The 14,495-nt window shown below is 70.6% G+C and carries 12 protein-coding genes and 1 pseudogene; 4 read left to right on the top strand and 9 right to left on the bottom strand.

Annotation, left to right across the window (positions count from 1 at the left end):
• Positions 1-265: 265 nt before the first annotated feature.
• The 3 genes from ACIBAF_RS06375 to ACIBAF_RS06365 are packed head-to-tail and all read left to right on the top strand — an operon-like array spanning position 266 to position 3,430.
• Positions 266-1,543, top strand: coding sequence for an extracellular solute-binding protein (locus tag ACIBAF_RS06375; RefSeq protein WP_399461964.1), 1,278 nt, complete (start codon positions 266-268; stop codon positions 1,541-1,543).
• A 1-nt stretch (position 1,544) separates the two neighbouring features.
• Positions 1,545-2,600 carry a carbohydrate ABC transporter permease gene (locus tag ACIBAF_RS06370; RefSeq protein WP_399461963.1) on the top strand — a complete coding sequence of 352 codons (1,056 nt, stop codon included), beginning with the start codon at positions 1,545-1,547 and terminating at the stop codon, positions 2,598-2,600.
• A gap of 50 nt (positions 2,601-2,650) precedes the next feature.
• Complete coding sequence (locus tag ACIBAF_RS06365) at positions 2,651-3,430, top strand: carbohydrate ABC transporter permease (RefSeq protein WP_399462116.1); 780 nt, start codon at positions 2,651-2,653, stop codon at positions 3,428-3,430.
• Positions 3,431-3,547: 117 nt separating this feature from the next.
• On the opposite strand, the gene ACIBAF_RS06360 is transcribed toward ACIBAF_RS06365, so the two are convergent.
• The 9 genes and pseudogenes from ACIBAF_RS06360 to ACIBAF_RS06320 form a co-directional block, all read right to left on the bottom strand.
• Entirely contained in the window at positions 3,548-4,735 is a 1,188-nt protein-coding gene (locus tag ACIBAF_RS06360) for a flotillin family protein (RefSeq protein ID WP_399461962.1), read from the bottom strand.
• 14 nt (positions 4,736-4,749) lie between these two features.
• Positions 4,750-4,998: a hypothetical protein gene (locus tag ACIBAF_RS06355; RefSeq protein WP_079663964.1), complete on the bottom strand. Its 249-nt coding sequence runs from the start codon at positions 4,996-4,998 to the stop codon at positions 4,750-4,752.
• 172 nt (positions 4,999-5,170) lie between these two features.
• Positions 5,171-6,517, bottom strand: coding sequence for a DUF3500 domain-containing protein (locus ACIBAF_RS06350; protein WP_399461961.1), 1,347 nt, complete (start codon positions 6,515-6,517; stop codon positions 5,171-5,173).
• Positions 6,518-6,715: 198 nt separating this feature from the next.
• Positions 6,716-8,194, bottom strand: coding sequence for a sensor histidine kinase (locus ACIBAF_RS06345; RefSeq protein ID WP_399461960.1), 1,479 nt, complete (start codon positions 8,192-8,194; stop codon positions 6,716-6,718).
• A complete protein-coding gene (locus ACIBAF_RS06340) occupies positions 8,185-8,910 on the bottom strand; it encodes a response regulator transcription factor (protein WP_399461959.1) in 726 nt (241 codons plus the stop codon). The genes ACIBAF_RS06345 and ACIBAF_RS06340 overlap by 10 nt, the downstream gene beginning before the upstream one ends.
• A gap of 66 nt (positions 8,911-8,976) precedes the next feature.
• A complete protein-coding gene (locus tag ACIBAF_RS06335; RefSeq protein WP_399461958.1) occupies positions 8,977-10,098 on the bottom strand; it encodes a PP2C family protein-serine/threonine phosphatase in 1,122 nt (373 codons plus the stop codon).
• An 83-nt stretch (positions 10,099-10,181) separates the two neighbouring features.
• A pseudogene (locus ACIBAF_RS06330) lies at positions 10,182-10,298 on the bottom strand (IS701 family transposase); the annotation flags it as partial.
• A gap of 75 nt (positions 10,299-10,373) precedes the next feature.
• On the bottom strand, positions 10,374-11,069 hold the full coding sequence (locus ACIBAF_RS06325) for a DUF6338 family protein (RefSeq protein ID WP_399461957.1): 696 nt from the start codon (positions 11,067-11,069) through the stop codon (positions 10,374-10,376).
• Between the two features lie 34 nt (positions 11,070-11,103).
• A complete protein-coding gene (locus tag ACIBAF_RS06320; protein ID WP_399461956.1) occupies positions 11,104-11,514 on the bottom strand; it encodes a hypothetical protein in 411 nt (136 codons plus the stop codon).
• Positions 11,515-11,943: 429 nt separating this feature from the next.
• Between ACIBAF_RS06320 and ACIBAF_RS06315 the strand changes: the two genes are divergently transcribed.
• Positions 11,944-14,469 carry a CHAT domain-containing protein gene (locus ACIBAF_RS06315; protein ID WP_399461955.1) on the top strand — a complete coding sequence of 842 codons (2,526 nt, stop codon included), beginning with the start codon at positions 11,944-11,946 and terminating at the stop codon, positions 14,467-14,469.
• Positions 14,470-14,495 lie beyond the last annotated feature (26 nt).

The raw sequence follows: 14,495 nt of genomic DNA, 5'->3' as shown, positions 1-14,495 counted from the left end.
TTCGGAGCCAGGCCCGGACCCCACTCCGGTCGGCCGAAGCGGATGAACGGCGTATTCCGCCGTCACGACGCGTCGGCGCCGTCTGAGAGGACCAGGTCACACACCCCGGGTGGCTGAAGGGTTACCACCCACGCCGATGCTCTTCAGCCACCCGGCCCTCCCCGCCACGCCCCATCGCGGCCCAGGACTCACCGTCCCTGTCGGACATGCCGGACACGCCGTACCCGCCGAACTCGCCGAACCAGCCGAAATCTAGGAGAAGACAGTGGACCTTTCCCGCAGACGATTCCTTCAGGCCGCCGTACTGACGGCCGCCGCGGCCGGCGCCACCGCAGCGTGCGGCGGCGGCTCCGGATCGAGCGGCAGCAAGGACAGCAAGAACCTGAGCCTCTGGTACTGGTCCGGCGGGCTGAGCGACAAGGTCGTCGCGGACGCCAAGAAGCACTTCTCCGACATCACCCTCAAGACCTCCGTGGTCGGCGGCGACTTCAAGACCAAGCTGCTCACCGGCCTCAGGGCCGCCCAGTCCGCCCCGGACATCACCGGCGTCAAGGGCGAGGACATCGCCTCCTTCCTGCCCAACGCCGACCGCTTCGTCGACCTGAAGACCGTCGGCGCGGACAAGCTGATACCGCAATACCTGTCCTGGAAGCTGAAGCAGGCCACCACGCAGGACGGCAAGCTGATCGGCTTCCCGATCGACATCGGCCCCTGCGCCACCTTCTACCGCGAGGACCTCTTCGCGAAGGCGGGGCTGCCCACCGACCCGGCGAAGGTCTCCGCCCAGCTGTCCACCTGGGACGACTACTTCAAGGCCGGCGTCGAACTGCACAAGGCCGTGCCGAAGACCTACCTGATCAACAACATCGGCTCCGTGTTCTCGATGATGATCGGCCAGGGCTCCCAGCGCTTCATCGACGAGGACGGCAAGTTCATCGGCGACCAGGACCACATCCGCACCGCCTGGACCACCGCCGTGAAGCCCTACACCCTCGGCATCGACGCCAAGATCAACGACAACACGTGGAACGCCGCGATCAGCAACGGCGCCCTCGGCACCGAGATCGGCGCCGCCTGGCACGCACTGGACATCAGCAACGCCGCCCCGGGCACCAAGGGCATGTGGCGGGTGGCGAGCCTGCCCGGCGGGCCGTCCAACCTCGGCGGGTCCTTCCTGGCCATCCCCGCGACCAGCGGCAACCCCGAAGAGGCCTTCAAGATCATCAGCTGGATCCTCAGCCCGGAGAACCAGGCCCGCGGTTTCACCGACGCGGCCCTGTTCCCGACCGCCCCCGCCGCGTACAAGCTGCCGGCGCTGACCGGCGGCGACGCCTTCTTCGGCGGCCAGAAGACCATCGAGATCTTCGGCCCGGCGGCCGAGAAGATCCCCACCGCCTACGAGGCCCCGGCCGACGCGGCGGTCTCCGCGCCCTACTTCAGTGAGCTGACCAGCATCGAGGCCAAGGGCAAGGACCCCGAGCAGGCCTGGAAGGACGCGGTCGACCAGGCCAAGCGGATCGCCCAGCGGCAGGGAGTGAAGTGACATGTCGTCAAGCCCGGTAGCCGGCCCGGCGCCCACCGGACCGACCTCCGGATCCGACACCGGACCCACCGGGCAGCCGGCTCCGGACCGTCTCCACGGTCCGGGCCGACGCGCCCCCCGGATCCGGCCGGTGTCGGCCGGGGCCCGGCGCGGGCCGGGACGGCGGGTCGCCAGACACTGGCCGCAGTACCTGGCCATCTCGCCGTACTACCTGATCTTCTCGGTCTTCATGCTCTTCCCGGTGATCTACACCGTGTACCTGGCCTTCCAGAAGTGGGACGGCATCGGGGACATGCACTTCGTCGGGTTCCAGCAGTTCCGTTTCCTGTGGGACGACCCGGTGTTCTGGCTGTCCGTCCGCAACACCCTCGTCATCTGGGTGCTGTCGACCGTGCCGATGCTCTTCATGGCGCTGGTGCTCGCGGTGCTGGTGAACTCCACCAAACGCCTCACCGCGTTCTACCGGGTCGCCCTGTTCATCCCCAGCATCACCTCGCTGGTGGCCATCGCGATCTTCTTCGGCGCGATCTTCAGCAACAACTTCGGCCTGATCAACGCCATCCTGCGGGCCCTGCACGTGTCGGCCGTGCCCTGGATGAGCAACGAGTGGACGATCAAGCTGGTGATCGCCGCGCTGATGACCTGGCAGTGGACCGGCTACAACGCCATCATCTACCTGGCCGGCCTGCAGGCGATCCCCTCGGAGCTCTACGAGGCCGCCCGCATGGACGGCGCCGGACCGGTCCGGATCTTCTTCTCGATCACGATCCCGCTGCTGCGGCCCATCATCCTGTTCACCGTGGTGGTCTCCACCGTCACCGGTCTGCAGAGCTTCACCGAGCCACAGGTGCTCTTCGGCAGCGAGGCGGCCACCAACCCCAACTCCGGCGGCCCGGGCCAGGCCGGTCTGACCACCTTGCTGTACTTCTACCACCAGGCCTTCGACAACAACGACTTCGGCTACGGCGCCGCCATCGTCTGGGCCTTCTTCCTGCTGATCCTGCTCATCGTCCTCATCAACTGGCGTCTGGTGCAGCGTAAGGAGCGACGGTCGTGAACAGCCAGAACCGTAAACGCCTGCGGGGGCTCAGCGTCCACGCCCTCTTGATGACCGGCGTCGTCATCTCGGTGTTCCCGTTCTACTGGATCGTCGTCATGGCGACGAACACCTCGCAGGACATCTACAGTTACCCGCCGAAACTGTGGTTCGGCGACCACCTGCTGACCAACGTCCAGCACCTGTTCGACAAGATGGACTTCTTCGGCTCCCTGTTCAACACGGTGATCGTCGCGGTCTGTACGACGGCGCTGGTGCTGTTCTTCGACTCGCTGGCCGCCTTCGCCTTCGCCAAGTACGACTTCCCCGGCAAGAAGTTCCTCTTCGCCGTGCTGCTGTCGATGTACATCCTGCCGACCCAGCTGGCGATCATCCCGCAGTACGAGATCATGGTGCAGCTGGGCTGGCTGGGCACGCTCAAGGCGCTCATCGTGCCCGCCGCCGCCAACGCCTTCGGCATCTTCTGGATGCGCCAGTACACCTCCACCAGCGTCCCCGACGAACTGCTGGACGCCGCCCGCATCGAGGGCGCCGGGTTCTTCCGGCTGTACTGGCACGTGGTGCTGCCGTGCGTCCGTCCGGCCCTGGCGTTCCTCGGCATCTACACCTTCATCGCCGCCTGGAACGACTACATCCTGCCGTTGGTGATGCTGGTCAACCCCGACCGCCTCACCCTCCAGGTGGCGCTGGCCCAGTTGTACGCCGGCCACTCCACCGACTACAGCATGGTGATGTCCGGGGTACTCCTGTCGGTCATCCCGCTGGTGCTGGTGTTCACGTTCTTCGCCCGGGGCTTCATCGCGGACGCCACGAAGGGCGCCCTGCGCTGACGGCGGCGGCGGAGGAGGCGGCGGAGGCGGCGGAGGCGGCGGAGGCGGCGGAGGCGGGGACGAGGCGGGTCCTGGTCGGGCGGGCTTTTGCTCGGGCAGGGCCTGGTCGGGCAGGACTCAGTCGACGTCCACCGGGCCGTCGTCCGTCTTGCGGTCCTTGCCCGGGTGCAGCTGGAGCAGGGCGCTGCCGTTGCCCTCCTCCGAGCGGCGGCCCTCTCCGGAGTCCTGGCCGCCCAGGTTCTGGCGGACCGAGTCGAGGATCGTCAGGCCCTGGGAGACCAGGCCGGCGGCGATCTCGCCGAGGCCGTCCGCGCCGTTGAGGACGTTGACGTTCGCGCCGGCGAGGCCGCCGGCCGCCTCCTTCACGATCTGCGGGAGCTGGTCGATCAGCATCCGGTCGAGCGCGACCCGGTCGTAGGAGGCGGCAGCCTCGGCCTGGATCTTCATGCGCTGCGCGTCGGCGGCGGCGAGCACCCGGATCCGCTCGGCCTCGGCCTCGGCCGGCTTCACGATCTCGGCCACCAGCTGCTGCTGGCGCAGCTTGGCCTGGCGCTGCGCCAGCTCGGTCTGGGCGGCGAGCACCTCCTGCTGGGCGTGGGCCTGCGCCAGCGGTCCCGCCTGGGAGGCCTGGGCCTGGGCCCGGTCCACCTCGGCCGAGTACTCCGCCTTGACGATGGCCGTCTGCCGGGCGTACTCGGCCTGCTTGCGGGCCGCCTCCTGCTCCGCCTCGACCGAGGCCTGGGTGGCCTGGGCCTGGGCGATCTGGGCCTGCCGCTGGATGGCCGCCTTGTGCGGCGCGGACATCGCGTCGATGTAGCCGGCGTCGCCGTCGTCGATCGACTGGATCTGCAGCGAGTCCACGATCAGACCGATCTTCGCCATCTCCATCTTGGAGGTGTCCAGCACCTCCGCGGCGAGCTTCTGCCGTTCGGTGACGATCTCCTCGACTGTCATCGAGCCGATGATCGCCCGCAGGTGACCGGCGAAGATCCGCCCGGTCAGCACGGACATCTGGTCCTGGTCGGAGAGGAATCGCTGCCCGGCGTTGATGATGCTCTCGTGGTCGTTGCCGACCTTGAACGCGATCACGGCACGCACGTGCAGGGCGATGCCCTGCCTGGTCACACAGGTCTCGGTGACCTCGGACTCGCACATCGACAGGGTGAGGAAACGGGTCTTGCGGAAGAACGGGATCACGAACTTGCCGTGTCCCGTCACCACTCGGAACGGCGCGCCCCCCAGTCCCCGCCGGCCCCCCGAGATCAACATCGCCTCGTCGGGAGCGGGAACGCGGTATCCGAACATCTGTCTTCTGCTCCTCAGTCGGCGTCGGCGAGATCGCCGAGCGCGTCCAATGGATCCCTCCACTCGATGACGCCGACCTCGCGACATCCACGCGATTCGATCACCAGGACCGTCGCCCCAGTGGGTAGAGGATCCTCCGACCAGGCGAGGAAGGTCTCGGAACCGCCTCTGACCCGCACCAGGATCTCGCCGGGGCCCGCGGACCCGCGGGTTCCGACGAGCACCTTCCCCGTACAGCCGATCACGGCCTCATCCTGCGGCATCACCGGCCGCCCTCCAACGCTCTGGCCCACGGTTCAGACGATAGACCCCCCAGGGCCGGGGGCCCAACGGGCACGACGAATCGGCCCGTGGGGGGCGGCATACCGCCTTTCCCACGACGCGAAACCGGGCCGGGACGACGGGGGTCCCGGCCCGGTGGTCAGATCGCCGCTGTCACTGGTGGTGCGGCGAGGTCAGGTAGTGCTGCCTGAGCAGTTCCTTTCCGTAGTCGTTGCCGTTGGGCGTGCGGACGACGGAGTGGACGTGCTTCTGCGTGGCGCCGCTGCCCTGGGTCGCGCCGTACGCGCCCGCGAGCGGCCCCGGGGCCTGGCAGTCGACCTCGATCCACACGACCGGGCTGTGCACACGGACGTAGAAGGCGTCGTCGTCGCCGGTGCCGCCGGCCCAGGTGACGTAGGTGTCGTTGAGGTGCTTGCGAACCTCGGCCAGCTTCACCTTCGCCACGTCGGCCTTGGCGCGGCCGATGAAGGCCTGCACGATGCCGAGGAGTTTCGCCTTCTGCGCGGCGGTCAGGGCGTTGCCGCGGATGCCGGTGTACGCCTGCACGGCGTTGTCGGAGAACGCGCCGGCTTTCATCGACTCGTTGGACTTGGCAGCCGACTCGACGGCGACCGCCTGCTGTGCCTCCGTCAGCGAGTTGATGAAGGCCAGGCCGGCGACGACCTCCTCGTGACAGACGGTCACCGTCTCGCCGTCGATCTCCATCGACGTCGGCTCCGAACCCCAGAAGCAGGGGCTCATGACGACCTGGTCGCCGAGGATGAAGTAGTTGACGACGAGGTGGTGGCCGTCGAACTGGAAGCCCCAGGGCTCGGTCGCCGACGGGGTGCCCATCACGGTCCAGTAGTAGGCGTCCTCGTTGAAGGCGGTCGTGTTGTTGATCGCCTCGCCCGCCGCCTGGTTGATCCTGCGGATCTTCTCGGTGGTCTCCAGGCCCTCGGCGCTCAGCGCGGACTTCAACAGGGCGGTGCCCAGGGCCTTCTGATCGTCACTCAGATCGGCGAGGGAGACGCCCTGGCGGTCGTAGGAGTCGATGTTGCTCCACAACCGCCACTCGGTGGCGTGGATCGTGAACTGCGTCGAGGTCTTCTGGGTGTCGGTGAGGCCGGCCAGGAAGGCGTTCGCGGCGGTGAGGACGGGGGCCGTCTTCACACCGGTGGAGTGGATCGCGAACAGGTCGTCGATCCGCTTGCCGTCGGTGGTGAGACCGAAGAAGTCCTCGGTGATCGACTGGTTGCCGGGACCGCCGGCGCCGCCGCCCGGCCCGCCGCTGGGCGCGCCGCTGGGGGCGCCGCTCGGGGACGCGGAGGCGTCGGCGGTGGGGGTGGCGTCGTCGGCCATCGCGGCCCAGGCCCCGGCGCCGCCCATGGTCGCGACGGCCGTGGCGCCGCTGGCGAAGAAGACCTTGCGCATGAAGTTGCGGCGGCTCGCGTGAGCGCGGCGGCCGGCCTCGGACTGCGGCTCGTGGGCCGTCGGTGCACCGGAGTCGAGCTCGGTCATCGTCGCTGATTCCCTTCGTCAGGGGCGCCTCCACGATGGAGCGCCGCCGGGTGATCACTCTGGCCGAGCGAACTGAGGCGGACCTGAAGCGGAGGCGTGACGGCGGTCGGAGCGGGCGCGTGCACAGCGGGCGCGGACGACCTGACCTGCCGTTCTGTGAGAGCGCTTAGAGTTCGGGGGAGCCCGGCGGCGGGGCCGTCAGCCGATGGGGAGCGTCACCGAGAACTCGGTGCGTCCCGGCTCGCTCTCGACCTCGATACGGCCGCCGTGCGCCTGCGTGAGGGCCGCGGCGATGGCCAGGCCCAGGCCCGAGCCGCCCTCCTTGCCGGAGGCACGGGAGCGGGAGCCGTCGGCTCGGGTGAAGCGCTCGAAGATCGTCGGGAGGAGCTCCGGCGGGATGCCCGGCCCGTCGTCCCGGACGCGGATCACGCACCGCGCGCCGGCCGCCGCGCTCGCGTTCTTCGCCGTCTCGACCGTCTCGACCGTCTCCACGACGACCGTGATCTTCGTGCCGGTCGGTGTGTGCACCCGGGCGTTGGCCAACAGGTTGGCCACCACCTGGTGGAGCCGGGACGGGTCGGCGACGACCGGGACCGGGCCGTCGAGGCGCAGCGCGAGCTGCCAGTCGTGCCCGCTCCCCGCGGCCCGGGCGTCCCAGACCGCCTCGGCGACCAGGGTCGCGAGGTTCACCTCGGTCAGTTCCAGGGGCCGACCCTCGTCGAGGCGGGCCAGCAGGAGCAGGTCCTCGACGAGGTCGGTCATCCGGGCCGACTGGGCGGACACGCGCTGCCAGGCCAGCGCCGGTTCGATCGTCCGCTGGTCGCCGTTCATGTATTCGGCGTACCCGGCGATCGAGGCGAGCGGGGTGCGCAGTTCATGGCCGGCGTCGGCGAGGAACCGGCGCATGCGCTCCTCGGTGCGCCGGCGTTCGGCGAGCGACGACTCCACGTGGTCGATCAGCCGGTTGAGCACGACGCCCACCTGGCCGGCCTCGGTCCCGGGGTCGGTGTCCCGGGCGGCGACGCGGGCGAGCGGAGCGACCTCGCCGCGGTCCAGCGGCACCCGGGCGACCTCGGCGGCGGTGGCCGCGACCCGGCCGAGCGGACGCAGTTGCCGCCGGATGACCACCGCGGAGACACAGGCCGCGGCGCCCAGACCGACGGCGGCGATCACCGCTTCGACGACGACCAGACGGTCGATCACCTGCTGGACGTCGGCCATCGGAAGCCCGGCCAGGACGGGCACCCCGTCGCCGCCGAGGGCGGTCACCCGGTACGTGCCGAGCCCAGGGACGGTGCGGGTGTGCAGCGACCCGTCCGTGCCGATGCCCTTCAGGGCGGCGCGCTGAGCGGCGGTGAGGACCTGCTGACGGCCGTCCGCGGTCACCACCTCGGCGGCGATGACCTGCCCGTCGGCGAAACGGGCCGCCAGCGTGCCGGCCGGCTGCCCACGCTCGTTGAGGAACCCCAGATCCGTCGCACCGCCCGTCCGGCGCTGCAACCCGCCCTGGCTGCGCTCGGCGGCGTCGGTGACGCGCTGGTCCAGGTCCCCCAGCAGGTAGACCCGCTGGACGAACACCGTGGTGAGCGCCATCGCCGCACACACCACGACCAGGGTCACCGAGACGAAGAGCACGAGCCGGACCCGCAGGGAACGCCACCGGCCCGTCACGTCCACTCGTCCGCGGCTCTGATCGCGTATCCCACCCCGCGCACGGTGCGGATCATCGGCGCCCGCCCCTTGTCGATCTTCGCGCGCAGGCCGTAGATGTACACCTCGACCAGGTTTCCCTCGCCGTCGAACGAGGCGTTCCAGACGTGGTCGAGGATCTGCGCCTTGCTGAGCACCTGGTGCGGATGGCTCAGCAGGAACCGCAGGAGGTCGAACTCCTTGGTGGTCAGCTGGATCGGCGTTCCGCCGCGCTGCACCTCGCGGGTGCTCTCGGCGAGCACGAGGTCGCCCAACGTGCGCACGAGGCCCTGGTCGGGCGTCTCGGCCGGCCCGGCCCGGCGCAGCAGACCGCGCAGCCGCAGCATGACCTCCTCCAGGGAGAACGGCTTGGTCACGTAGTCGTCCGCGCCCGCCGACAGTCCGTCGATCCGGTGCTCCAGCGCGTCGCGCGCGGTGAGCATCAGCACGGGCAGCCGCCTGTTCTCGCTCCGTAGCCGGCGCAGCACCTCGACGCCGTCCACGTCGGGCAGCATCCCGTCGAGGACGACGACGTGCGGGGCCCAGTCCCGGGCGATGCGCAGCGCGCCGCGCCCGTCCTCCGCCGCGAAGGACCGCCAGCCCGCCTCGGTCACGGCCGCGGACAGCAGCTCGGTGAGCTCGGGCTCGTCGTCGACTATCAGCACGCGAACCGTGCCTTCACGGGTACCGGGGACGCCAGCCATGGGCCGAGTCTCTCCCGGTTCGCTGTGAGAACCGTGTGCACGAGCTGAGCGCGTGCCAGGGGGGGGTCAGCCGAGCGGTGACCGACGGACGGTCAGGACGGCGACGTCGTCGTGCCGACGACCCCCGCCGGCGAACCCGCGGGCGTCGTCGTGCAGCGCCCGGGGCAGCTCGGTGGGGGACAGGTCGAGGTGCTTCATCAGGCGCTCGTCGACCGGGTAGAAAGTGCCGTCGGCGGCGCGGGTCTCGGTGAGGCCGTCGGTGGTCAGCAGCAGCGTCGAACCGGCCGGGAACGCGAACCAGTCCACGGTCGCGGGCTCGGCGGCCAGCTCGGCGAGCCCGAGCGGGACGCCGGAGTCCAGCGGCGGAGTGCTGACGGCGCCCTCGTGCACCAGCCGGGGCGGCACGTGGCCGCAGTTGACGGCCTGCACCTCCTCGCCCGCGTCGACGCCGATGATGAGGGCGGTGACGAACCGTTCGTCGTCGCCGGTCTGTTCGGCGTAGGAGTTGTGCCGTACGACGGAGGCGTCCAGGGCGTCGACGAGCGCGGTGAGCGTGGGCTCGCGGTGGGCCGCCTCGCGGAACGCGCCGATGACGGCGAACGCGGCGCCCACGGCGGCCAGGCCCTTGCCCTGCACGTCGCCGATCAGCACCCGCGTGCCCCAGGGGGAGGCGACGACGTCGTAGATGTCGCCGCCCACGAGCCGGTCCTCCTGCACGGGATCGTAGACGCCGTTGACCAGGACGTCGTCGGTGAGCAGCGGGAGGGGGTGGAGGATGTGCCGTTGCATGGCGGCGGCGGTGGAGCGCAGCCGCAGCATCTCGTGCTCGCGCCCGATACGCCGGTGGCAGGCGTAGACGGAGGCGGCCCCCAGGGCGAGGGTGAGCAGCACCAGCAGCGTCCGGTCGAGCGGTCTGCCGCCCATGCCGGTGCGCAGCAGCACGGTGAGGGTGACGAAGAGGGTGGTCCACGCGGCGACGAACTTCGTCTGTTGGACGGTGCACAGCGCCGACGCCGTCCCCGGCAGGAAGACCAGCAGCCCGAGGAGCCACACCTCGGACCCGGACAGGACGCCGAGGACCTCCACCAGGACCGTCACCGACAGCACCCCGACGACCGTCTCGGCGTTGCTCGGAGGCTCGATGGCATCGAGGGTGTCGGCGGCTCTCTTCCGACGGATACCGATCATGGGAACTCCCGGGCAGGCGGTGATCTCTCTGTACCTTAGACAGCCGACCGACCCGCCGGCCGCCGCCACGACCCCTCAACCCACCGGGCCGCCCGGCCCCGGTATCCATGCCGGTGCACTCCTGCCGAGCGCGTGCCCTTCTTCAGAAAGCCGGCGCCGTCGACGATGAGGACGTCCTCCGGGTCGCCGAGGTTGCCGACAGACTCCTCGACCAGGCGGGTGCAGACCGCGAACAGGCTCCCGTCGGCCTGGGTCACAACGGGACGATGTCTTGGCTAGGGCGCTGTCGCGTCCGGCGGCTCCGGGCCGGCGGTCGGTTCCGGGGAGGGCGTGCGGGGCTGGGGCGGCAGGTCGGCTCCGTGGACGAGGACGATCTGCGGGCCGGGTATCGCCACGAACCGGGCCGGGTGATGGCGCCTCTCCTGCCCGGGCTCGGTGACCGCGAGCGGCCACTGGAGCACCAGGTCGCCCTCGCCGAGCGTGTCCCGTTCGCCGTCGAGACTCAGCAGCTTCCCCTCCCACAGGCGTCCGTCGGTCAACTGCACCGCCAGCCACAGCGAATGCCCCGGCGGGGTCAGCTCGACGGCCCTGCGCAGCGGGGGAGAGGGGGTGTGCCGGACCGACGTGCCCTTGTACCGGGCGACCGCCACCCCGGCCGACACCGCGATCACCAGGCTGATCGTGAACGCCAGGACACCCGACCAGATGGCCTGCCAGGGGTGAACGGTGAGGTAGGGGGAGCCTTTCAGCAGCCCTTCGAGCGGCAGCAGCGCCGTCCAGTGCGGCGCGAGCAGCAGCACTGCCAGCGTCCCCAGGGCGCTCCCCACGGCTCCCACGCAGACCAGGTCCACGAGTTCCAGGAGGGAGGTGCGCCGGCGTCGCTGTCGACGCACCTCGACGATACGGACGTAGACGTACCCGGGTGCGGCGGAGACGAGCAGCACGACGAGCGCGACGACACTGGTCGGCATCTTCTCCCCTTGGCTTCCCCTCTTGCCTTCTCGCCTACCTTCGCGCCTGGGACTCCCCGCCGCTCGGCGGCGGCGGTGGCGGCGGTGGCGGCGGCTGTTGGGCGTTCGCGCTGCCGAAGGGGTTCGGGAGCCCGGCCGCCCCGGGATCCGGCTCGGCCGGCATGTCGGTCCCTCGCGGGTCCGAGTTCTCCTGGAACTCGCCGTTGACGGTCACGAGGTCCTGCAGGTCCGTGTGCGTGTGGATGAGCTCCGCGAGCCCCTCCTCGAACTCGTCGGCGTCCAGACCGCCGCCACGGTCGTAGAGCTCGACCAGAGCGGCTCGGGTCCCGTCGGAGAGCTGGTGCCACCCGGCGCCGTGGACGGCCCTTTGGACCCGCGAGTTGGTGACGCCGTCCGGCACGCCGGAAAAGGCGGGACGTCCGGAATCGGAACGGTTGGAAGGCACGACTGCTGACACCTCCGGAGACGGCTTGCTGAGGGCGCCCGGACATCGTGCCAGTCTCAGTCCTGTCAAGGAGTACCTTTTCTCACACAAATCTGTTCATCGGTACGTAATCTGGGGGACGAGAGCGCGCCTCGCCTCGGCCGTCCGAAGACGTCACCGGGGCCTGAGGCCCGGGCAAGGGGGCACGGCAGAGTGGTCGGGCAGAACAGGCCTTTCGAGTATCAGGACTTCACCGTTCGCCTGATCCGGACGTACCCGACGGACAGCACCGGTGAAACCGGGGGCGGTTCCGGGAGGCTCTGCTTCCACGTGGAAGCGGTGGAGGACGGCGTCCGGGTCCCCGACAGGTCGCTTCACCTCGAGAACGTACGGACGTTCGCGGAGAGGTTCGACGAACTCGGCACCACGGAATCCGATATGGCGCGCATCATGGGGAGCGCACTGCTTCCCAAGCCGGTCGACGCCTATTTCCGGACCGCCCTTGAAGAGGCCCGGCAGCGGCGGGCCGGAGTCCGGCTGTGCATCGAGACCGCCGACCCCGAACTGGCCTCCGTGCCCTGGGAGATCAGCTCGGTGGCGGTGAACGCCGCGGGCGCCGGACCGGAACGGCGGTTCCTGTACGGCCACGAGGCGGTGTCCGTGGCACGCAGGCATGCCGGCTCCTTCCAGCAGACGGAAGCTGAAGGCTTCGCCCACGAGAGCGGGCCGGTGGTCGTGGCCACCGCGCTGGACGTCTTCGACGGCCGCGGGCGCTTCGGACTCCCGGAGAGGAAGGCCGGCGTCGGCGGGCACATCTCCGCGACCAGCGCCCGGCAGGCCGCCTATCGGCTCAAGGACACCCGCTTCGAGCCGGTGGTGACCCAGGACCCCGTCAGCCGCGCCCAGTTGCGCGACGTCCTCGGGACGAAGGCCTGGGCGTTCGTGTTCGGAGGCCACGGCACCCCCGACGGCATCGTGCTCACCGGGCCCGGCGGGGAGGGCCTGGAGCTGATGACCGCGACCGAGCTCGCCGGCGCCCTTGTCGCCGCGAAAGTGCAGGTGGCCGTCCTCGCCGCGTGCCACACGGCCACGGAGAAAGGCACCGGCGTCGCCGACACGCCCAGCGGCTGGAGCAGCGTGGCCGCGACACTCGTCAAAGGCGGAGTCCCGTGGGTGATCGGGATACGCGGCCTGGTCGAGGACAAGGTGGCGGCCGAGCTGACCCGGCATTTCCTGGCCGGGCTGAAGGACGGCGACTCCGTGGAGAACGCGCTGGCCCGGGCCCGTAACGAGGTGCCGAAGCACGGATGGCTCCCCGTGCTCCACATCTCCGGGTCCGCGCCGGACGCCCGGTTCCGGCTGCCGGCGCAGGCCGTGGCACGCGAGGAACTCACGGCGTTCCCGGCCCTGTCGGAGAAGCGGGCCATGGCGGGCCGGTTCGTATACGACGACGACAAGGGTCCGTGCCGACTCGACGTCCTGTGGGGCCTTGACCGGGGCCCGATCCGCGGCGTGCTGGCCGACCGGCCCGGCACCCGGCTCGCCGACGAACTCGACCGCGTGGAGTGGGGCCCGCTGGCGCCCGCCACCACACCCCCCGGGCGGCCGGTGGAGGGGACCACGCTGTTACCCCGGCGGCAGTGGTACGAACTGCCGTGCGACGGCGCGGAGATCCCGGGCTCTGTGGACGCGCTGAACCTCCTGGTCTCCCGCCCGTACGGCTGGAACGCGCACGTGAAGGCGCACTCCGACGGTTCCTCGATGGGGTTCGTGGTGTGCTGGGACGCGCCCGAGGGCTGCGCTGCGGGCGCCGTCCGTCCCGCAGTGGACCTCATGCGGGCGGTCGCCTCGGTGCTCCCCGGCGCGGCAGTGCTGCTGCAGGTCCGAGGGAGCGACGAGGAAGCCCTGCTCGGTGCGGCCGAAGAGGCGGCCAAGCGGCTGCCTGCCCGGGACGACGGCTCGGGGATCGCGCCGGCGGTGCTGACCCGGGTGCGATGGGGGGACACCGCCTGGCACGGGCTCACGGAAACCGATCCCCCGGGGGATGCGGACGCCGCCGGACACCCCGACGCACAGTCCTCCGAACACCTGACGCTCAGCGCTCTGGCCGAGCTCTACGAGCGGGAGACGGGCCAGCAGGACGCGGCCGAGCAGCGGTTGAACGTCGCGAAAAAGGACATCGCGGAACTGAAGGCGGGCAGGCTCTCCCATCTGATGACGGATCCGGTATTCCTGGCGAAGTATTTGTTCCGGACGCGCGCACGACCCGAGACCGAGGCACTGCTCACCGTGCTCGCACGGGAGCCGGACGACGAGGAGCGCTACGCCTCTTTGGCCGCCGCGGCCACCCGGGAAGATCACCTGGACGTCTGGCTCACCGCCGCGGAAGGGCTTCCCACCGCGAGCGGCGAACCCGCTGAGGGCGTCAAGCCGATCGCCCCGCTGTCGCTGCCGCACGTCCTGTTCCCCGAGCCGGTCCGGACCCGCGTGGCGCTGGGGCTCCTCCGTCGTGGCGACGATCCCGCGCGGGCCGTCCCGGGACCGCCCTGGGACTACCAGGTCCCCCAGGACCTGCGCCACGTGCTCGCCTACCTGCGCTCCGCGCCCAAGGGCCGTGACACGGCCGAGGGCAGAGCCGCCGACCTGGAGTTCCTGCTCGGTCTGCGCAGCCACGAAGCCGCGGCCATCGCGCTGCGGGCCGGCGTCGGCCGGTCGTTGTCGATCCGTGAACTGGCCCCTGCCGAGCCGAAGTTCCCCAACGGGCGGCTGTCGCCCGCGGGTTGGGCGGCGCTCGCGTCCCGGCCGCTGGAGGCGGCCTCCGTGCGGCTGCTGAGGGACGAACGCGCCGAGTGGATGCGGCGAGCCGTCGGCTTCCACGCGAAACCCGCCGAACCCGACGGCGACAACCTCCGTTTCGCCGAGGGGCTGCGCCGCGCTCTCTTCACCCCGCACCCGCCTCTCGCCGCCTCCGTCTGACCACCGCTGTTCGACCACCGCCCGAT

Source organism: Streptomyces sp. NPDC051677, assembly GCF_044453465.1.
In the GTDB taxonomy this organism is placed as follows: domain Bacteria; phylum Actinomycetota; class Actinomycetes; order Streptomycetales; family Streptomycetaceae; genus Streptomyces.
This window is presented reverse-complemented; position numbering and strand designations above follow the sequence as displayed.